The sequence below is a fragment of the Shewanella sp. KT0246 genome (assembly GCF_019654955.1).
In the GTDB taxonomy this organism is placed as follows: Bacteria; Pseudomonadota; Gammaproteobacteria; order Enterobacterales; family Shewanellaceae; genus Shewanella; species Shewanella goraebulensis.
Genome location: NZ_BPEV01000030.1, coordinates 37,051 through 57,302, shown reverse-complemented (window position 1 = coordinate 57,302; position 20,252 = coordinate 37,051). Strand labels below are relative to the sequence as shown.

The 20,252-nt window shown below is 40.7% G+C and carries 21 protein-coding genes; all 21 read right to left on the bottom strand.

Translation table 11 applies throughout. From position 1 onward, the window contains the following. Nucleotides 1-112: 112 nt before the first annotated feature. A complete protein-coding gene (locus K5Q58_RS15160; protein ID WP_102529032.1) occupies nucleotides 113-607 on the bottom strand; it encodes a chemotaxis protein CheW in 495 nt (164 codons plus the stop codon). A gap of 8 nt (nucleotides 608-615) precedes the next feature. Continuing rightward, nucleotides 616-1,842, bottom strand: coding sequence for a chemotaxis protein CheW (locus tag K5Q58_RS15155; protein WP_220754749.1), 1,227 nt, complete (start codon nucleotides 1,840-1,842; stop codon nucleotides 616-618). Beyond that, complete coding sequence (locus tag K5Q58_RS15150; RefSeq protein WP_220754748.1) at nucleotides 1,826-2,617, bottom strand: ParA family protein; 792 nt, start codon at nucleotides 2,615-2,617, stop codon at nucleotides 1,826-1,828. The genes K5Q58_RS15155 and K5Q58_RS15150 overlap by 17 nt, the downstream gene beginning before the upstream one ends. A 30-nt stretch (nucleotides 2,618-2,647) precedes the next feature. After that, a complete protein-coding gene (locus tag K5Q58_RS15145; RefSeq protein WP_259651357.1) occupies nucleotides 2,648-3,109 on the bottom strand; it encodes a membrane anchored protein in chemotaxis locus in 462 nt (153 codons plus the stop codon). Beyond that, nucleotides 3,102-4,253 (bottom strand): chemotaxis response regulator protein-glutamate methylesterase, encoded by a 1,152-nt coding sequence (locus K5Q58_RS15140; protein WP_220754747.1) that lies wholly within the window; start codon nucleotides 4,251-4,253, stop codon nucleotides 3,102-3,104. Before K5Q58_RS15140 ends, K5Q58_RS15145 begins: the two co-directional genes overlap by 8 nt. A 24-nt stretch (nucleotides 4,254-4,277) precedes the next feature. Further along, the gene (locus K5Q58_RS15135; RefSeq protein WP_220754746.1) at nucleotides 4,278-6,554 is read right to left on the bottom strand and encodes a chemotaxis protein CheA; all 2,277 of its coding nucleotides are present in this window, start codon (nucleotides 6,552-6,554) and stop codon (nucleotides 4,278-4,280) included. A 16-nt stretch (nucleotides 6,555-6,570) separates the two neighbouring features. Next, nucleotides 6,571-7,308 carry a protein phosphatase CheZ gene (locus K5Q58_RS15130; protein ID WP_220754745.1) on the bottom strand — a complete coding sequence of 246 codons (738 nt, stop codon included), beginning with the start codon at nucleotides 7,306-7,308 and terminating at the stop codon, nucleotides 6,571-6,573. A 14-nt stretch (nucleotides 7,309-7,322) separates the two neighbouring features. Next, nucleotides 7,323-7,706: a chemotaxis response regulator CheY gene (gene cheY, locus K5Q58_RS15125; RefSeq protein WP_080916243.1), complete on the bottom strand. Its 384-nt coding sequence runs from the start codon at nucleotides 7,704-7,706 to the stop codon at nucleotides 7,323-7,325. A 44-nt stretch (nucleotides 7,707-7,750) separates the two neighbouring features. Further along, nucleotides 7,751-8,470 carry an RNA polymerase sigma factor FliA gene (locus K5Q58_RS15120; protein WP_220754744.1) on the bottom strand — a complete coding sequence of 240 codons (720 nt, stop codon included), beginning with the start codon at nucleotides 8,468-8,470 and terminating at the stop codon, nucleotides 7,751-7,753. Further along, nucleotides 8,463-9,344 (bottom strand): MinD/ParA family protein, encoded by an 882-nt coding sequence (locus K5Q58_RS15115; RefSeq protein ID WP_259651356.1) that lies wholly within the window; start codon nucleotides 9,342-9,344, stop codon nucleotides 8,463-8,465. The genes K5Q58_RS15120 and K5Q58_RS15115 overlap by 8 nt, the downstream gene beginning before the upstream one ends. A gap of 4 nt (nucleotides 9,345-9,348) precedes the next feature. Beyond that, complete coding sequence (gene flhF / locus K5Q58_RS15110; protein WP_220754743.1) at nucleotides 9,349-10,734, bottom strand: flagellar biosynthesis protein FlhF; 1,386 nt, start codon at nucleotides 10,732-10,734, stop codon at nucleotides 9,349-9,351. A 30-nt stretch (nucleotides 10,735-10,764) separates the two neighbouring features. Further along, nucleotides 10,765-12,864 carry a flagellar biosynthesis protein FlhA gene (gene flhA, locus K5Q58_RS15105; RefSeq protein WP_220754742.1) on the bottom strand — a complete coding sequence of 700 codons (2,100 nt, stop codon included), beginning with the start codon at nucleotides 12,862-12,864 and terminating at the stop codon, nucleotides 10,765-10,767. 116 nt (nucleotides 12,865-12,980) lie between these two features. Then, entirely contained in the window at nucleotides 12,981-14,111 is a 1,131-nt protein-coding gene (gene flhB, locus K5Q58_RS15100; protein ID WP_220754741.1) for a flagellar biosynthesis protein FlhB, read from the bottom strand. A gap of 7 nt (nucleotides 14,112-14,118) precedes the next feature. Further along, nucleotides 14,119-14,925 (bottom strand): flagellar biosynthetic protein FliR, encoded by an 807-nt coding sequence (gene fliR / locus K5Q58_RS15095; RefSeq protein ID WP_220754740.1) that lies wholly within the window; start codon nucleotides 14,923-14,925, stop codon nucleotides 14,119-14,121. Between the two features lie 3 nt (nucleotides 14,926-14,928). Beyond that, nucleotides 14,929-15,198, bottom strand: coding sequence for a flagellar biosynthesis protein FliQ (gene fliQ, locus K5Q58_RS15090; RefSeq protein WP_220754739.1), 270 nt, complete (start codon nucleotides 15,196-15,198; stop codon nucleotides 14,929-14,931). Between the two features lie 12 nt (nucleotides 15,199-15,210). Beyond that, nucleotides 15,211-15,957 (bottom strand): flagellar type III secretion system pore protein FliP, encoded by a 747-nt coding sequence (gene fliP / locus K5Q58_RS15085; RefSeq protein ID WP_220754738.1) that lies wholly within the window; start codon nucleotides 15,955-15,957, stop codon nucleotides 15,211-15,213. 5 nt (nucleotides 15,958-15,962) lie between these two features. Beyond that, on the bottom strand, nucleotides 15,963-16,391 hold the full coding sequence (fliO, locus tag K5Q58_RS15080) for a flagellar biosynthetic protein FliO (RefSeq protein WP_374758514.1): 429 nt from the start codon (nucleotides 16,389-16,391) through the stop codon (nucleotides 15,963-15,965). Nucleotides 16,392-16,427: 36 nt separating this feature from the next. After that, nucleotides 16,428-16,814, bottom strand: coding sequence for a flagellar motor switch protein FliN (gene fliN, locus K5Q58_RS15075; RefSeq protein WP_220754737.1), 387 nt, complete (start codon nucleotides 16,812-16,814; stop codon nucleotides 16,428-16,430). Between the two features lie 9 nt (nucleotides 16,815-16,823). After that, nucleotides 16,824-17,852 carry a flagellar motor switch protein FliM gene (gene fliM, locus K5Q58_RS15070; RefSeq protein WP_220754736.1) on the bottom strand — a complete coding sequence of 343 codons (1,029 nt, stop codon included), beginning with the start codon at nucleotides 17,850-17,852 and terminating at the stop codon, nucleotides 16,824-16,826. A 27-nt stretch (nucleotides 17,853-17,879) separates the two neighbouring features. Then, nucleotides 17,880-18,404, bottom strand: a complete 525-nt coding sequence (gene fliL / locus K5Q58_RS15065) for a flagellar basal body-associated protein FliL (RefSeq protein WP_220754735.1) — start codon at nucleotides 18,402-18,404, stop codon at nucleotides 17,880-17,882. Between the two features lie 97 nt (nucleotides 18,405-18,501). Next, nucleotides 18,502-20,118 (bottom strand): flagellar hook-length control protein FliK, encoded by a 1,617-nt coding sequence (locus K5Q58_RS15060; protein WP_220754734.1) that lies wholly within the window; start codon nucleotides 20,116-20,118, stop codon nucleotides 18,502-18,504. Nucleotides 20,119-20,252: the final 134 nt, after the last annotated feature.

Below are 20,252 nucleotides of genomic sequence, written 5' to 3'. Positions count from 1 at the left end.
ATTCTTGCGACATTTATTTTCCTTAGTAAATAGAATTAAGACATTAAAACACAAAAGCCAGCAAAAAATAATGCTGGCTTTCATCGGCTAACAACTTAGACTGAAAATATTATTATAACTGAGTAATTTCTGCCCACTCGTCATCTGATAATAACTTATCTAAATCGACTAAAATCAATAGTTCATTGTCACGGTTACTGACACCTTGAATAAACTTAGCGCTTTCTTCTGTGCCTACATTTGGTGCGTTATCAATTTCAGAACGGCGAAGATAAACTACCTCTGCAACGCTATCGACCAATATACCAATCACTTGTTTTTCCGCTTCAATGATAACAATTCTTGAAGAGTCATCCACTTCAGCAGCATCTAAACCAAAGCGTGAACGGGTATCAATGACTGTAACGACATTACCACGAAGATTAATAATACCTAGTACATACAAAGGTGCACCGGGTACTGGTGCAATTTCGGTATAACGCAAGACTTCTTGAACTTGCATAACATTAATACCGTAGGTTTCATTATCTAACTTAAATGTCACCCACTGTAATACTACGTCTTCTTTACCTGCAGCAACTGCCGCAACATTTCTCGAGTCTGTCATAAATAACCTCAGTCAATCGAATCTTGACAACCTAATCCTGCATCTAGCATTTCGATAAGTGCTTGCACGTTCAAAATACCACACATTTGTTCTTTTACTACTCCAGCAAGCCACGGGCGCTTGCCAGGTTTTTCACGCCAATTAACGTGTGATTTATCTATTCTAACTGCATTAACTAGAGATTCGCATGCAAGCCCCCAGTCACTGTCTTCAAGCATCACTAAATATTGATAATCAATGCTATCTGCCAATTCTTTAGTATATTTCTCTGGCATTACCCAACGGCAACTGTCGACTACATTTGCCTTTTGATCCCGATGAGTTTGAACACCTAAAAACCAATCTGGACGACCAATTAAATGATTTATATGCTCTATTTTAACAATACCACCCAAACTTACCAATGGCACAGCAAGGGTTAACCCCGCAACATTAAAAAATAAAACCTGAAACTCATCATCTAATACATCTTGTAAATTACGCGTAATACTTGGCGGTATAGCCGACTGCTGAAGCTTTGACGGTTGAATGTCTATTGAATCAGCTTCATTGTCAGTCTCACTAATATTAGTTTCTACTTTATCTAGATTTATATCGGCTGAAATTTCAGATTCTTTATTATCGATAGCAGATAAAGTCTCAATTTTCTCGCTTACAGCTTTTTCTGCAATGACTTGACCGAGTTGTTGCCTAACTAATTGAGCTTTCGATTTAATATCATCTTGCACTTGTTGCTGCGTTCTTTGAGCTGGTGCAGTACTTGCTTCTACCGTACCTGAACCTTTTACTGCAGAATCTTGCTCTAGTTTGATAGCGGGTTTCGATACCGCTGACAATAATTTTGAAAGTGCTGCTTTATCGACCTGAGGCTCAGCAAAGGTTTTTTTCGCTTCAGAAGGATCAACTTTAACCGTTTGGGCTGCCCCCACCGGCTTATACTTACCCGTAAGCTCATTATCATTAAGCTGAGGGTTGCCATTAAGCTGACTCTGAATATTGGGTTTGGAGATGGTTTTAGAATGCTGTTTTTTTAAGCTGACCGAATCTATTTTTGAGAATTTCCCACTAATTTTTTCATTCGAAGAAGCTAAATCAGACGCTAACGTATCTGGCACTGATGCTTCATGAATTGGAGCATCATCAATCGGAGCGTCATGAATCGGAGCGTCAATAGCCGGCTCTTGTAATAGAACTGAGAAGAAATCAAAAACAGTCTCGTCAACCGATTTTGACATGCTTAAACTCCTTCGCTAACAAAAAGTCTAATAATCGATTATAAGCTTTCATGCCGCGAGAACTAGGAAAAAAATGCGAAACAGGCACATGGGCTAAACTGGCATCTCTAAATTTAGTGTCAACAGGAATAACATCCGGCCATAAAGTATCAGGATAGGTTTCTTCTAAGGACTTTAGCGCTGTTGGTGAGGCTTTGGTGCGGCGGTCAAACATGGTCGGTAAAATAGTGAAACTATAAGATGTTTTTTTAGAACGTCCCATTAACCCCATAGTTTTGACCATCCTCTCTAAGCCTTTAATCGCCAGAAACTCAGTTTGTACAGGAATAATAATGTGCTCACTTGCAGCAAGCGCGTTTACCATTAATACGCCCAATATCGGCGGACAATCAATAATAGCGACATCATACTTATCTTCAAGTAATGAAATCACATTGCGAAGTACTAACCCCATCCCTTCTTGATGACCTAAAGCGCGATCTAATGTAGCTAATGCCATTGTCGCTGGTATTAAATCTAAACCATCAATCGATGTAGGAACAATATGTTTTTCAACAGCATCTAGTGTAAGGCTTTTATGCGCAAGAAAAATATCGTACAAAGAACTAGGCACTTGCTCAGAATCAATACCTAGATAATAACCAAGCGAGGCATGAGGATCGGTATCAATCATTAATACTCGTTGGCCACGCTTAACCAAAGCACCAGCAAGACTCGCAACCGTTGTTGTTTTACCAACTCCGCCCTTTTGATTAGCTATTGTCCATACTTTCAAATCACGCCTCGTCACTCAGTATTAATTGCACTATTTATTATTAGGTGATTCTGTTTCTCGCGTTGTCACGCGGATCCCACCATGGGGCAACGTGATAACTTTTACACCTTGTGCATTTTCAGTGACTGCTTGACTTGAAAGTGCAGGATTAGTTGTTTGTTTATTGCTTAAAAATGGAGCTGCTGAATCAGGACTGACACGTTCAGTCCCTGGGCCAAATGCCATAGTGATATCTTCACCTTTAGCCGCCCTTGCAGCCATAGCTTTGGTTTGCTCAGGATATTTTGCTAACCAATTAGCAATGTCTTCAGCCTGTTCGTCAGGAACCATTAACAAAACTTGTGAAGCTTTTAACTCAATGACTTCAGCGTTAAGTTCTCGATTTTTTTTGGCTAAATCAAAATATAAACTCCCCAAACAAATCACAGCAATAACCAATAGAAACACCAGTAGCATTTGCTGTGTCGACATTGATTGCTTAACCTTAGCCACGAGCAGTTTCTTTTATTATAGCTTCAGCCATATTTTCTAATGCAATTGAATGACTAGAAATACCCGCAGAAGCAACGGCTTGGGGCATACCATACACTACACAACTTGCTTCATCTTGAGCCCAAATGGTAGAACCAGCCGTTTTCAACATTCTAGCACCTTCGCGGCCATCAGCCCCCATACCGGTTAATACCACCGCCATAACTTCGCTACCAAAAGCTTTAGAAGCTGAAGCAAAAGTGATATCCACGCTCGGTTTGTAATTCATATCAGCATTACCGGCAATTACTTTCAAACGACCAAGACTGCCACTTTTTTCTACCATTAACTGCATACCACCTGGCGCAAGATAAGCGCAGCCTGGCTTTAATACATCGCCAGTTTGTGCTTCTTTAACTTCAATCTTGCATAAGCTATTAAGCCTGCTTGCAAATGCTGGAGTAAATGCTGCAGGCATATGCTGAATTAATAAAATAGGATGGGGGTAGTTAGCAGGAAAAGCCGTCAATATTTTTTGCAATGCAACTGGGCCGCCTGTTGACGTACCGATTAATAGAGCTTTATATTTTTTACCGCTGGCTCTAATCGAAGCCACAGAGGTAGAATTAGAAGCACTATTCAATTGACTTGCAGAACTTGCAGTCGTTGACCTAGCACTCAAAGATGGTTTAACACTTGTTGCTGCATTGCCAAGGCTAGAGCCTACAACTCTTGAGGTAGTGGAGCTGGTTCTTGGTTTATATAAACGACGACGACCTAATGCTTTTACTCTTTGTTGTAAAAGCTTAATCGCATCATCTTTATTTGATGCAATATCTTCAAAGCGTTTAGGTAAAAAATCTAACGCGCCAGCATCTAATGCATCAAGTGTTGCTTTAGCACCATCATGGGTTAGCGAAGAAAACATCAATATTGGAGTTGGATTTGCAGCCATAATTTTACGCACGGCTGTGATACCGTCCATTACAGGCATTTCTATATCCATCGTGATAACTTGAGGTTTCAATTGGGCAGCCATATCAACGGCTTCTTGACCGTTTACAGCAACGCCCACAACTTCTAAGTCAGGATCTTGATTAACAATCTCACTGACCCGTCGTCTAAAGAAACTTGAATCATCAACAACTAAAACTTTAGTAGCCATTTAATTCCTTAAATAATGGAACTTTTACTTCTTACTTTTGGCGTAATATTTTAATAAACCTGGCACGTCTAAAATGAGTGCGATACCGCCATCTGAAGTAATTGTCGCTCCTGCCATACCTGGCGTACCTTGCAACATACTGCCTAGAGGCTTAATCACCACCTCTTCCTGCCCAATAAGTGCATCAACAACAAAACCAATTTGCATGGTACCAAGCTGCACAATAACCACATGCCCTTGTTTTTTATCACCATGAGTAAAGTTAGTCTTATTTCGATGTAGCCACTGCTCAAGATAAAATAGCGGTACGGCTTTATCACGAACGATAACGGTTAATTGACCATCTACTACATTTGTTTTAGTTAGATCGAGATGGAAAATTTCATTAACGCTTGAAAGAGGTAAAGCGAATACTTGCTTAGCAACATCAACCATCAGAGTTGGCATAATTGCTAATGTGAGTGGGACTTTAATTTCTAAAATTGTTCCCTTGCCCTGAACTGAGTCGATATGAACCGTACCGTTTAGTTGGGTTATACGAGTTTTCACCACGTCCATACCAACACCACGACCAGAAATATCTGATATTTCTACTTTTGTAGAAAATCCAGGAGCAAAAATTAGATTATAAGCCTCGTTATCAGTCATACGAGCAGCAGAATCTTCGTCTAGCACTCCGCGACTAATTGCGATTTCTTTTAGTTTACCTGCATCCATACCCGCGCCATCATCTTCAATTTTAAGAAGAATGTGATCGCCCTCTTGGCTTGCTGATAAGGTAATAGTACCCGTTCTTGGTTTGCCATTCGCTTCACGCGTAATGGGCATTTCAATACCATGGTCAACCGAGTTTCTTACTAAATGGACCAAAGGATCGGCAAGAGCTTCAACTAAGTTTTTATCAAGGTCGGTATCTTCACCCACCATGATTAAATCAATTTCTTTATTAAGCGTGCGCGCTAAATCCCTTACAACACGTGGGAAACGACCAAATACTTTTTTGATCGGTTGCATACGTGTTTTCATCACTGCGCCTTGAAGATCGGCAGTCACTAAATCTAAATTTGCTAACGCTTTAGACATTTCTTCATCATCACGAGAAATACCTAAACTGACTAATCGATTACGAACTAATACAAGTTCACCAACCATATTCATAATTTGGTCTAAACGTGAAGTGTCGACACGAACAGTCGTCTCGCCTTGAGGCATGGCACTTTGCGCTTTAGCTGGTTCTGCTTTTTTCGTTGCTGGAGCAGGTGCTTTAGCAGCAGGTGCGGTCTTTGCTACTGGCGCTTTTGGTGTTTCTGCAGGAGCTGGTGATTTAGGAGCGGCTTTAGCTGGTTCAGCTGGTTTGTTAGTCTTAGGAGGACTAACTGGAGCAGCAGAGGCTGAAGGCGTTGGCGTAACAGCTGCTGGCGCTGAGCCTTTGCCATGTAACTCATCAAGTAATTTTTCGAATTCATCATCAGTGATGTCATCAGCGTCAACTTTAGGCTCTTCTGCTACAGGAGCAGGCTCACTAGCCTTGGGGGTTGATTGAAATCCCCCAGAACCATGAAGCTCATCAAGCAATGCTTCAAACTCGTCGTCAGTGATTTCATCGCTAGCGGTGCTTTCAGTGTTCTCTGTCGCTACAGGAACAACTGCTTCTACAACTGGTGCTTTTGGCGTTGCAGTAGGACTCTTACCTTGTCCGTGTAAAGCATCAAGTAATGCTTCAAATTCACTTTCATCAATATCATCAATGCTGCCTGCGGAGTCTGCATCAGCGGCGACACTTTCTATTGTGCTTTCAACTGTAGTTTCAACAACAGCTTCAGCGACGGTTGGTTCTTCGATGATGGCTTCTATGAGCTCTTCGACCGCTGCGGGTTCTGCAGAGGGTTCGCCAAGTTCAGAAGGAAGAGGAGCACCAGAGCTCAGCAGCTTAAGCTTTTCGAGTAACGTAGGATCAGCATCGTCTTGCTGCTGCCCTTGCTGAGTTTGTTCAAACATACTATTGATAGCATCAACAGCCTGTAAAATGATATCCATTAACTCTGCGTTTACTTGACGCTTGCCGGTTCTCAATAGATCAAAGGTATTTTCAGCTTCATGACAAACATCGACCATTGGTCCCAAGCTTAAAAAACCTGCACCACCTTTTACAGTGTGGAAACCTCTAAAAATAGCGTTAAGTAAATCAGCATCATCAGGATTATTTTCAAGAGCAACGAGCTGCTCTTGTAGAAGCTCTAAAATTTCACCAGCTTCAATCAAAAAGTCCTGGAGTATCTCTTCATCAACATCAAAAGACATTAAATTTGACTCCTAATTAGAAACCCAGACTTGATAGCAGATCATCCACCTCATCTTGCCCTGTCACCACGTCTTCTCGTGTTTCGGCATTCAAGATGGGGCCTTCTGCTTCAATTTTATTTTCATCAACGACCCGTGCGGAGTCTGCTGCATTCTCGCCAAAGATAGTGAGCATTGAGACTAAACTGCTCTCTACTTCTCTGACTAAATCAATAACACGACGGATCATTTGCCCAGTTAAATCTTGGAAATCTTGCGCCATCAAAATTTGATTAAGCAATTCCTTTAATCGTCCTGAGTCATGCTCGCTATGAGACATAATGTGTTGAACGTCATGGCACAGAGATTTAAATTCGCTTAAAGCGATGTCTCTACGCATCAATTTGTCCCACATTGGCGTGACCGATTGAATGTTATTAATTATTGTATCGGCCAAAGGTAAACATTCTTCAACTGCATCCATGGTTTTATTTGCAGCTTGCTCTGTCATGTCGATGACAAAGTTCAATCTTTCTTTTGCGTCAGGTATTTCACTGTTGGCAAGTTCAGCTAATCGCGTATCAATTTGGAATTCATTTAATGAACTATGAAGTTGACGGGTCAACTTACCTACTTCATCAAATAACTCTCGCTGAAGAGGGGCTGATAAGTCACGAATGACTTCATCTGCTTGTTCTTGCTGCCCTTCTTCAAGTAACTTTACGAGTTGCTTGGCTTGTTCAAGATCAATTAACCCCGATGTGGCTGCCTGCATAACTTATCCTTAGCTTATGCTAAACGCTCAAAGATCTTATCGAGTTTTTCTTTCAAAGTTGCAGCGGTAAACGGTTTTACTACGTAACCATTCACACCAGCTTGTGCTGCTGCAATAATTTGCTCACGTTTTGCTTCTGCAGTTACCATCAATACTGGTAAATGCTTGAGTGAATCGTCTGCACGAATCGCCTTAAGCAAGTCAATACCTTGCATTCCTGGCATATTCCAATCCGTTACAACGAAATCGAATTCGCTTTTTTGTAACATTGGTAAGGCGGTCGAGCCATCATCTGCTTCTTGAGTATTGTTGAATCCCAAGTCTCGCAACAAGTTCTTGATGATACGTCTCATTGTTGAAAAATCGTCAACAATAAGAATCTTCATATTCTTGTCCAAGGTTTCCTCCGGTGAGCTTTACACATTGTGCTCTATATGAATAATTATACCTGTGTCCAATGCTTGAGTTTGCCTTTAAGACGCAACATTGCCTGACTTAATATCTGACTAACACGCGACTCGCTGACCTCAAGAATGGCACCGATTTCTTTTAAATTTAATGCTTCGTCATAATATAGCGACAAAACTAACGCATCTCTTTCGGGTAATGTGGTAATTGCTTCCGATAATGCAGATTTAAATTGCATTTCAGCTAACGAATCAAAGCTCTCATCATGAGTTGATTCTTCCGTTACGATAACATCCTCAGAAACACCAAGATCTTCTATCCCAATGATTTTACCTACTGAAACATCATTCAATATGTGATGATACTCTTCTAGAGTCATCTCTAACTTTTCTGCTATTTCAGTATCTTTAGCATCACGGCCAAGCTCTTGCCCTAACTCATCAATAACCTGTGCAACTCGGCGCTGATTACGATGAACAGAACGGGGAACCCAGTCGCCACGACGAATTTCATCAATCATAGAGCCACGAATTCGAATACCTGCAAAGGTTTCAAACTTAGCCCCTTTACTACCATCAAACTTCGATGATGCTTCCAATAACCCCATCATCCCTGCTTGTAATAAGTCATCTAATTGCACTGATGCCGGCAGCCGTGCCAACATGTGATGTGCAATTCTTTTTACCAACGGAGCATACTGTTCAACAATTGAAGTTTTATTATCAAACTGAGTATACGCTGCGGCTTTATTCACTCGTCGAGTCCTCTTGTGTATCTTTACGCTGAACTAAACGTTCAACAAAGAATTCAAGATGGCCGCCAGGTTGTTGCGGAACAGGCCAGCTCATAATTTTATTTGCTAAGCCATGGTAAGCAATTGCCGCAGGTGACTTAGGAAATGCTTCGATAACCAACTTCTGTTTACGTACTGATTTACGTAAGTTTTCATCGAAAGGAACCGTTGCCACTAATTCTAAAGCAACATCCAAAAATCTATCAGTCACTTTACTGAGTTTTGCGAATAATTCCATGCCTTCGCGCAAACTTCTAACCATATTAGCCACAATTTTAAAACGAAATACGCCATGTTCGCGGCTCAGAATTTTAATTAAGGCATATGCATCGGTAATAGATGTCGGTTCATCACAAACCACAATCAATACATCTTGTGATGCGCGTGAAAAACTTAAGACCATATCAGAGATACCAGCTGCGGTATCAACGATTAAGATATCGAATTGAGTTTTCATCTCGCTGAAGGCGCGAATAAGGCCGACATGTTGTGCTTGAGTCAGTTCAACCATAGCCTGAGTACCTGAAGTCGCTGGCACAATACCAATCCCTTTAGGTCCACGAACAATAATATCATCTAATTCAGCTTCACCAGATAGTACATGTGATAAGTTGCGCTCAGCTCTAATACCTAACATCACATCAACGTTCGCTAGGCCTAAATCGGCATCAAGTACTAAAACCCGTTTGCCTTTTTCAGCGAGTGCCACAGCCGTGTTAATTGACACACTGGTTTTACCCACGCCGCCTTTACCACCACTGACTGCAATTACTTTTACTTTTTCGTTATTTGGTTGATTCATCATACGTAAACCACTTGCTTGATCTCGGGTCATATTTTTACTCGAATGCGTAGGCCATGTCATTTGACCACGCAGTGTCATGTGACGTTTGAGGTTTGGTGTCGTTTAATGCTGCTAACGCTTGTTTTGCCAGCATCAGCGTATCGGCAACTTGCATATCTTCAGGAACACGTTGGCCATCGGTTATATAGCTCAATGGTAACCCATTTTGAATCAATACACTTAACGCGCCAGCAATCGAAACTGATTCATCTAGTTTGGTTAAAATTACTCCAGAGAGTGGAATTCTTTTAAAATGCTCTACAGCATCTTGCAATACTCTTCTTTGAGAGGTTGCTGACATCACTAGATAACTTCTAATCGGTATTCTTGTATTTGCCATTAAATCGTCTAATTGCTGATAAAGGCGCATATCACGCTGCCCCATACCAGCCGTATCTATTAATACTAACTTACGATTCTTAAACTGATAGAGAATTTGTTCTAATTCAGCAAGATCATGAGCCTGTTTAACCGGACATCCCATTATTTTGCCATAAGTTGCCAATTGCTCATAGGCTCCAATACGATAATGATCTGTTGTAATCAGTGCAACCTGCTCTGGGCCGTGATGAGCTGCAAATCTTGCCGCTAATTTAGCAAGCGATGTTGTCTTGCCAACTCCTGTTGGGCCAACAAATGCAACCACGCCACCAGTGCGAACAATATCATCACCTTGGTTATCTAGAAGGTTAGCTAAACTTTGCGGTAAAGCCCGCACTAGATCAGCAGGTGTATATTGTTGACTCAATCCTGCAAGCTTTGCTGCAACGGCTGGAGAAAACTCAGCATTAATCAATTTACTTTCAAGCATAGCCCCTACAGGGTCAGTGCGTTTTTTCTGGTCTTTCATTAACGATGACACTTGATGAGTTAATAACCCACGCAATGACGCCATTTCTTCTCGCATTGCTTCAATTTCAGCAGACTGACTTTTATTCGATGTTCTTGGTTGAGCAAATTGCTGTTGCTCAATTTTAGGCTCAACTTTCGATGTCTTGGTATCTTGTAATTGCTTTGCCCAATCAGGTAGTTCAGGTTCTTCAACTCGCTGCGAAATTTGTTGCTGCAAACGATTATGCTGTTTTTCCAGCAAAGCTTGTAATGAGTCAGCAGCCGGTGGAGGACTCACTTTCGTTTGTGCTTTCACTATAGGCTTACTTTGCCCAAGTGATACTTGGTCATCGCTGACATTCATAAATCCAGGTACTGGCGAATTCACAGCGACATCCGCTTTAGGCTCATCGTAGTCAACTGCCGCAACGATTTCTATACCGCCTGTGACTTTTTTATTAGACATAATAACGGCATCTGAACCCAAAGTTTCTTTTACTTGAGCTAATGCAGAACGCATGTCTTTGGCAAAAAATCGTTTAATTTTCACTACGCACCTCTTTCAAACACAAAGTCATCGCTATTGCCCTACAGCAGATACTATGCGTATTTGCTTTTCATCAGGTATTTCTTGGTAAGAAATAACCCGTAAATTCGGGATAGTATATTTAACAAATCGTGACAGCGTTGACCTTAGCATGCCTGATGTCAATAAAATGGCTGGTTGTCCAACCATCTCTTGCTTCTGAGAAGCGTCTAATAATGACTTCTGCATGCGTTCTGCAAGGCCAGGTTCTATATTTGGCCCTTCACCGCCTGTCGCTTGCATAGACTTGTGCAACATCTGTTCCAACTCTGGTGCCAATGTTATGACAGGAATTTCTAATTCCGGACCAGAGATCTCTTGAACAATCATTCGCTTCAATGCAATTCGAACAGCAGCAGTTAATACTTCCGTATCATTACTCTTTGTACCGTATTCTAACAGGGTTTGCACGATTGTGCGCAAATCGCGAATAGAAACTCCTTCATTAAGAAGGTTTTGCATTACTTTAACGACTGAACCTAAAGGCATGATGTCAGGAATAAAGCCATCAATTAATTTAGGTGAGTTTTTACCTAACATATCCATTAACTGCTGTACTTCTTCATAGCCTAGTAGTTTCGCAGCGTTGTTAGTCAATAACTGGCTTATATGAGTGGCGACAACCGTTGCGGTATCCACCACGGTATAGCCTAAGGTTTGTGCATGCTCTCGCTGCTCTGGAGCTATCCAAACTGCTTCTAAACCAAATGCAGGATCAGTTGTTTCAATGCCATCTAGCTTGCCATAAACCTGCCCAGGATTAATCGCAAGCTCGCAATCGTGTCTCACTTCAGCTTCACCTACAACGACTCCCATTAATGAAATCCGGTAGCAATTCGGTGACAAATCGAGGTTGTCACGAATATGAACTGCAGGCACTAAGAAGCCAAGTTCTTGAGATAACTTTTTACGCACACCTTTAATTCTACCGAGTAATTCACCACCTTGACCTTTATCGACTAATGGAATCAAACGGTAACCAACTTCAAGCCCTATAGTATCGACATGCTGTACATCTTCCCAACTTAACTCTTTTGGCTCAGTATCTTTTACTTCTGCAGGATTTTTCACTGCTTGCTCAAGAGCAGCTGTTTTGTTGTCAATATTACGCTTATAAATCATATAGGCAGCAAAGGCTGTAATAAAAGCAAACGTTAAGAATGCAAAATGTGGCATTCCAGGGACGATGCCCATAATAAACAATACGCCTGATGCAATCGCCATCGACTTATGGCTGACAAACATCTGACTTATCATCATGCCACCCATATCACCAGATTCATTTTGGCGAGTCACCATCAATGCTGCTGCGATAGATAACAATAGACCTGGTATTTGTGCCACAAGGCCATCACCAATAGTCAAAAGAGTATAGATTTCAACCGCGCTAGAGAAATCTAACCCATGCTGAACCATACCGATAACAAAACCACCTAATATATTAATGACCAAAATCATGATGCCAGCAATAGCATCACCTTTTACAAATTTTGACGCACCGTCCATCGCACCATAAAAGTCAGCTTCTTTAGTGACTTCGGCGCGGCGAACTCGAGCTTGATCTTGGGTCAGCGTTCCAGCGTTTAAGTCAGCATCAATGGCCATTTGTTTACCTGGCATTGCATCCAAAGTAAATCGAGCACTAACTTCAGAAATACGACCAGCACCTTTGGTTACAACGGCAAAGTTGATGATAATAAGAATAAGGAAAACCACTAAACCCACGGCATAGTTGCCACCAATGACTACAGAGCCAAAAGCTTCAATAACCTTACCTGCAGCATCACCACCGTTATGACCTTCTAATAGTACGATTCGAGTGGACGCTACATTCAATGCCAATCTAAGTAAGGTGGCGACTAAAAGTACGCTAGGAAATGCAGCAAAATCGAGTGGTCTATCAGAATAAATAGCAACAAGTAACACAACTAGCGCTAATGCAATATTGAATGAAAATAGAATATCTAACAGGAAGGCAGGCATGGGTAATACCACCATACCTAGAGCAGCAAGCACTAATAATGGCGTACCAACACCTTTAAAAGTACTGAACCTAACTTGCTTAACTTGACCTAATGCTGCTTTTACATCCATCAGTAGGAAACCTTTATAGTAATATTCTTGACGCCGACCTAGTCAAAATGCAATTACTAAGCCAAAAGAATATTATTAAAAGAACAGCAAGTTTAATTGAAGATTTTGTAAACGATTTAGTGTTTTAAATCATCTGGTATGGGTTGATTCAAAGGAATAGGTTTTGGACGCTTACCTTTGCCTTTTTGATATTGTTTTAACTGAAAAACATAAGCCAAAATTTGCGCAACCGCTGTAAATAATCCTTCAGGTACTTGTTGCTCAATTTTAGTAGTGTGGTAGATTGCTCGCGCCAAAGGCGGTGCAGAAACAATAGGGACTTCGTGCTCTCTAGCTATTTCACGAATTCTAAAAGCAACATCATCAACTCCCTTAGCAATTAAAAATGGTGCAGCAGATTGACTAACATCATATTTAACTGCAACTGCATAATGTTCAGGGTTGACCACAATAACATCAGCATTTGGCACCTCAGACATCATTCGCTTATTAGCCATTTCATGCTGCATCTGCCTAATTCGGCCTTTTACCTCGGGTTTACCCTCAGTGTCTTTGTATTCATCTTTGACCTCTTGCTTGGTCATTTTAAGCTGTTTATTGTGATTCCATATTTGAAACGGTACATCAATCACCACAATGATTAGCATTGAAGAACACAATAAAATGAACATCCAAACAAGCAGTTCTAATGCGTGATAAACGTTGCCAGGTAAATGATCGCTCGATAATGTCATTATCTCAAAGAAGTAAAAACTCAATAAGAAATAAGCTGACACTGCAACAACCGCAAACTTGGCAATCCCTTTTGTTAACTCAACCAAAGCTTGTGTGCCAAACATCCGCTTGAACCCTTTCGCAGGATTCATTTTGCTGCCTTTTGGCATAAAAGCTTTAACAGAGAAAGTCATTCCGCCTAAGATAATATTGCCAATAAATGCTATCAAGGCCAAAAAAGCGATAAAGCTAATGAGCGGAAAAGCAAGTTCATTACCTATCACGCCCCATACAAGAAACATTGAATTGGTATCGAATATTTGATCCCGTTCCATGGTCAACATTTGGGTCATCACACTATGCAAACTACGAGCTAGATTGGGCCCTACAATAGCAAAACCTACAGCAGATGCTAATAACACTGCTGCAGTGCCTAGCTCTTTGGAGCGCGCCACCTGTCCTTTATCTCGCGACTGCTGCAGTCGCTTGGCGGTGGGGTCCTCTGTGCGTTCTTGACCTGTATCTTCTGCCATCAGTAACCTACTGAGTTATTGAGCCGTCAATTTGACAGGTCAGTAGCAAAATATCACACATCAATATTTGGCCTTGTAGCCAAACCTCATCGAAATGAGCCATGATGGGTCCTAAAGTTAGCCATAAAATTAATAGCCCTGTCACCATAGTGACAGGAAAACCAATGGCAAAAATATTCAACTGTGGTGATGCACGGGTCATCACACCAAATGATAAGTTGATAAGTAACAGCGCCACAATAGCAGAAATAGACATGGTTAACGCTGCGCCAAACATATAACCACCAAATTCAGCTAACTTACGATAGTTAGTAATACTGAAACCTTGATTTGAAATTGGAATGGTATCAAAACTTGCCACCAGCATTTTGAACATTAGTAAATGTCCATCTACCGCCAAAAAAATAAGTGTTGCTAGTAGTAAAAAGAAGTTACCCACTACAGGCGTTTGTTGCCCAGAACCTGGGTCAACCATAGATGCAAAACCTAAACTGGTTTGCATACCAATAATTTGACCTGTGAGTACAAAAGTCTGCATCACCAAAATGGTAACAAACCCCATCGCTGTGCCGATTAAAATTTGCTGAGCTGAAATAAACACAGCGCCTAATGAGAATAGTTCTATTGGTTCGACTGGAGCAGGCAAAACAGGTGCCACAGCGACTGTGATTGCAACTGATAAAAACAAACGAATTCTGGCGGGTGTGGTATTGGCGCCAAAAACCGCCATCACCATTAACATGGAAGATATTCTAAATAATGGCCACACATAGGCTGCTATTGTGCGGCTGATTTCTTCAAATAAAATTTCCACCAGTTAACCTATCACCATAGGGATCATATCCACCATGTTATAGAAAAAGTCCATCATGGTTTGTACTAACCAATGGCCTAAAAACATTAATGAAAATAGTGTCGTTAATAGTCTTGGAAGGAAGCTCAAGGTTTGCTCGTTAATCGAAGTCGCAGCTTGAAATACTGCCACAATTAAGCCAACAAATAGACCAGGTAAAATAATTGCCGCTACAATCAATACAATAACAGACAGGGCTTCACGAAAAATATCAATCAGTGACTCAGGTGACATCAGTAACGCTCCCTAGGTGCCGAAACTGTTTGCTAGCGTGCCCATGACTAATCCCCAACCATCTACTAGAACAAATAGCATAATTTTAAATGGCAGCGACACAATCATTGGCGATAACATCATCATCCCCATGGCCATTAAAATACTCGCCACCACCAAATCTAATACTAAGAATGGCACAAATAGCATAAAACCAATTTGGAAAGCGGTTTTTAGCTCACTAGTAATAAAAGCCGGAACCAACACACTCATTGGGGCTTGCTCAGGCGAGGTAATATTGGTGTAGCCAGAAATCTCTATAAAGGTTTCTAAATCAGTGGTTCTCACTTGGGAAAGCATAAATGCACGAAGAGGCTCTTTACCTACCTCGTAGGCTTGTTGCATGGTCAGTGATTCATTGATGTATGGCTCCACTGCTTGATCATAAATTTGATCAAAAACCGGCGCCATAATAAAAAATGTCATGAACATACTCATGCCTATGAGTACTTGATTAGAAGGTGTTTGCTGCAAACCTAAGGCTTGACGCAAAATTGATAGTACAACGATTATCCGCGTGAATGAGGTCAGCATTATCACCATTGCAGGGATAAAGCTCATTGCAGTCATCAGCAGCAATATTTGCATCGTTACTGAGTATTCAGTGCTGCCATCAGCTCCAGTAGATACAGTAACGGCTTTTAAAATACCTTCTTCAGCAAAACTAAAAGGTGTAAAAAAAACAGCGGCAAATAAGGCAAGTACTATCCACTTTTTCATTATTGCTATTCCTTAACCTGATCTTTTGCTTGCTGTTTTGCTTGCTTTAATCGACTGGCAAATGATGCTGTTTCGACATTAACTGCAGTATCAAGTTTTTCAATCAGGTTAACTTGTTGGGCTGTCACCCCAAGTAAATACTGTTGCCCTTCTAACTCAACCAACACCAACTTTTCTTTTTGACCTAATGGTGTCATGGCGACAGTTTTGATGACGCCTTGATTTGACTGAACCAAGTTAAGCTTTTTGACGATATAAGCTAATACAAAAATTATCGCAATAACAAGTATTAGCCCTCCCATCATGCTAGATAATGCAGCAATATTTGATGTTTCAGCTCCACGAATTGCAACTTCCGAACTAACTGGTTCTGATGCTGTAACTTCGGTGACAGCAGCATTGGCAACGGTGAATAAACTAACTGCATTTAGCACAGGTGAATCCTTAACGCTTTTTATTGAGAATAGAGATTACTTTAGTTTTTTAATTCGTTCAGTTTGGCTGATGACATCCGTTAAACGAATACCGAACTTGTCATTCACTACTACCACTTCACCATGAGCTATCAAGGTGCCATTGACCATTACATCTAAGGGCTCACCAGCTACTCTATCAAGCTCAACCACTGAACCTTGATTTAACTGAAGTAAATTACGGATACTGATAAAACTTCGTCCCACTTCCATTGAGATAGTGACAGGAATATCCATAATGCTATCAAGCTTGTCTGCTTCATCTTGAGAAATAGGCGCTGATTCATCCACTAATTCATCAAGTTCAACTTGCTCGGCAACATTTGCCTCTTCAAGGGCTTGTTCAGCCATTGCTGCAGCCCAATCGTCAGTATCATCACTCATTTTGTCACCTTATAATTCTGAAATATCACGCGCTTTGCTACTTTTGCGCGTAATTAGTTGTAACTCTGATTTAGCCGTTTCAGGGCGAGGAATTTTCTCGCTAATTTTCAACGCTAAATTATCTCGTGATTTACCCAATTTACATCGGTAAGTTGGTAAATCCTCAATGCGCATCATGATGTGTTCAGGTAATTCAATCGGGATGACATCGCCTGCTTTAAATTCCATCACATCTCGAAGTTTTACTTCGTGTTCAATAATATTTGCATCAATACCAACCTGTACATCCATAATCTCATCGCGTAATGCCTGTCCCCAACGCATGTCAGTATCTTGCTTATCACTTTGTACACCAGCATCAAGCAATTCGCGGATGGGCTCAATCATCGAGTAAGGCATTGTGATATGAAAATCACCACCACCACCATCCACTTCAATATGAAAAGAGTTAATGACCACTACTTCTGTTGGACTAACGATATTCGCCATAGCTGGGTTGACTTCTGAATCCAAATATTCAAACTCAACGTCCATAACTGGTGCCCAGGCATCTTTATAATCTTCAAAAATAATTTTTAACAGTAACTGAACAATACGTCTTTCAGTCGGGGTAAATTCACGACCTTCAATTTTTGCATGAAAACGACCATCACCACCGAAGAAGTTATCCACCAATATGAAAACAAGTCGTGCTTCCATTGTTATTAGTGCGGTACCTTTGAGTGGACTGAAACGCACCATATTAAGACTGGTCGGAACAAATAAGGTGTGAACATATTCACCGAACTTGAGCATTTGCACGCCATTAATCGATACTTCAGCAGCTCGGCGCATCATGTTAAACATGCTAATGCGTAAATGGCGGGCAAAACGTTCGTTAACGATTTCCAGCGTTGGCATCCGCCCACGAACAATTCTGTCTTGTGATGAGAAATCATAAACGCGCGTGTCTTCACCGTCGTTTATGTCATCTTCATCAACATCATCGACCCCATGAAGTAGCGCATCAATTTCGTCTTGGCTTAATAAATCACTCACATCATCACCTTGTCTTATTTACTGGTGTTATTGCATAACAAAACCAGTAAATAGTACTTTCTCAACTATTTTTCGGCCAGCTACTGGTTGTAATGTATTTTGCACATTTAACAGCGCCAGTTGCCTTAATTCATCCTTACCAGCCTGAGTACTTAACTTTTGCACATCTGCAGCACTAAAAGTCGTTAATAAGGCATCTTCAATCAATGGAATATGCATTTTCGCAGTTTGACCATCGTCACCTCGCACCATTAGCTGCACTTTGATTTCAACTAAGCGTGCTCTGTCTACGCCAGGTAAATTAAATAGAAAAGGTCTCGGCATACCAACATAATTGGCTCTACCCTTTTTTGATTCATCAACAACAGTTTCAGCCGTAGCTGCGGTTCCAGGAGTTGCTGGAGTAGACTCGTCATCCCCACCTAAGAAAAATAATGCAGCTCCAGCAATTAATGCTACTAACACTATGCCAATAACAATAAATATAATGAGCTTCTTCTTACTTTTCGGTTGATTGTCCGTTGTTAACTCTAGAGATTCTTCTTCAGCCATCATTTATTCCATTTATGTGTTGCCATTTTGCTGTCAATCTTGTCCCGATTATCACACGGCTTTGACTGTCTTAACTTAATGGCTATAGATTACCGACTTAGGCGTAATAATCTATAGCTGAGTTACTACTCTTTGCATGTTTTGTCACTATGTCGAGCTCTTGTGCTGATATTTCATCCAACATGTTATCGCCAGTGCTGCTTTGTTCATCATATTCAGAGTTTTGCTGATTGTCGCCATCTTGAGAAACCTGGCTATCTGCAAGTTGTAAGCCTTCTTCAGCCAACATGTCTCGTAACTTAGGAATTGCTTGTTCTATTAAGTCTTTTGTTTGCGACTGAGCAACTTGGAATTGCACTTGGGTTTGTTCACCATTAACTTGAACCTTCACCACCATATGCCCCAACTCAGCTGGATCAAGACGTATTTCAGCGTGTTGAACACCTTGGCCAACCATAGTGATCAATTGTTGTTTCATGACCGGAGCAAACTTTTGAATCATATCTTGCATTTGTACTGCAGACTCTGCACCTTGGCGTAATGAAAGTTGAAATTGAGGAACGTCACTTTTGTGTTGTGGAGTCAAACTGCTTTGGTTTTGTATAACCTGATGTTGAAGTGACTTTGAATCTACTGCATCACTTTCTTTTCCCGTTTCAGTCACTAACCCATTAATAGTGGAGTTACTTGCCGCATTGGCTAATGCATTATTAAATGCCACTTTTGATGTCGGTTGTTCTAACGAAACACTTAACTCGGCCTTGCTAAGATTGACTGGGGTACTATCTTTGTCTGCATTTTTTGAATTCAATTTATACGCTTCAGAAATCACTTTATCTTCAGCAATAGTTTTTTCTGCACTCGTAACTTGAGCAGCTGTAATTTGAGCATTAGCTATGGTTTGAGTCGTATTAGCTTGAGTAACGTTTACCTGAGTAGTGTTTACCTGAGTAGCAGTAGATTGACCTACGTTTGATGGAATAGCAGCTTGAGTAGTTGCATCCCCTTTTTTACCTGCAGCAACATTTGATTCAGCAATACTATCTTCACCTATAGTATTTGTAGCAGTTTCAGCATTAGGTTTTACATCTGGTATTAAAGGTAAAGCCTGAGTATTTGCCGAATCTGTCTGCTGATTAAAGCTCATAATTAATGTGTTCAATTCGGAAGGGCTCAATCCTGCAAGCTCTTGCTCACTCATAGATGAAAACTGACTTAATGCATCTAATTGTTCAGTAGATAATCCATTTAGGAATGATGCGGTTAAAAATTCACTATCTTGACCAATAGAATCAACAGGTATATCAATATTCAACGAATCTTTATCTGTTGAATGCTGCGTTTCATCGACTAATGCTAATTCGCTACCTGTTTGAGAAAGCTCTCCTTGAGACAGCAACTGTAAGGAAAGTGCAGTCTCCGACGGCAAACCTTTGCCACCAACCTCAATATCAGATGTTGACTCAAAGTTTTCAGCTAAACCTATTTGAGCAAAAATCAACTCAACATCACCTTCTTTTGATAACGATTCTTTACTATTTTCTGCTGAAGTTTTTGCATTAGTTGTTAGCTTCGTTTTATCAACATCAGTTTGTGATGCTTGATTAAATGCTGATAAAAATGATTTACTTTCAGCATCTTGCACTGAGCCTGCAACTTGTGTATTGGCTGCTTTACCACTATTCCCAAGTAAAATACTGCTCATTTGTTGCATAATGCACTCCACTAACAATCATTCAAAATGAACTAATTGGCATAAAATCAAATTCAGAATAACAGTCACAAAGCTGACACTTTGATGACTAACTCTACAAGTAAGCAAATAAAATGCCAGCTTCACAAACTATG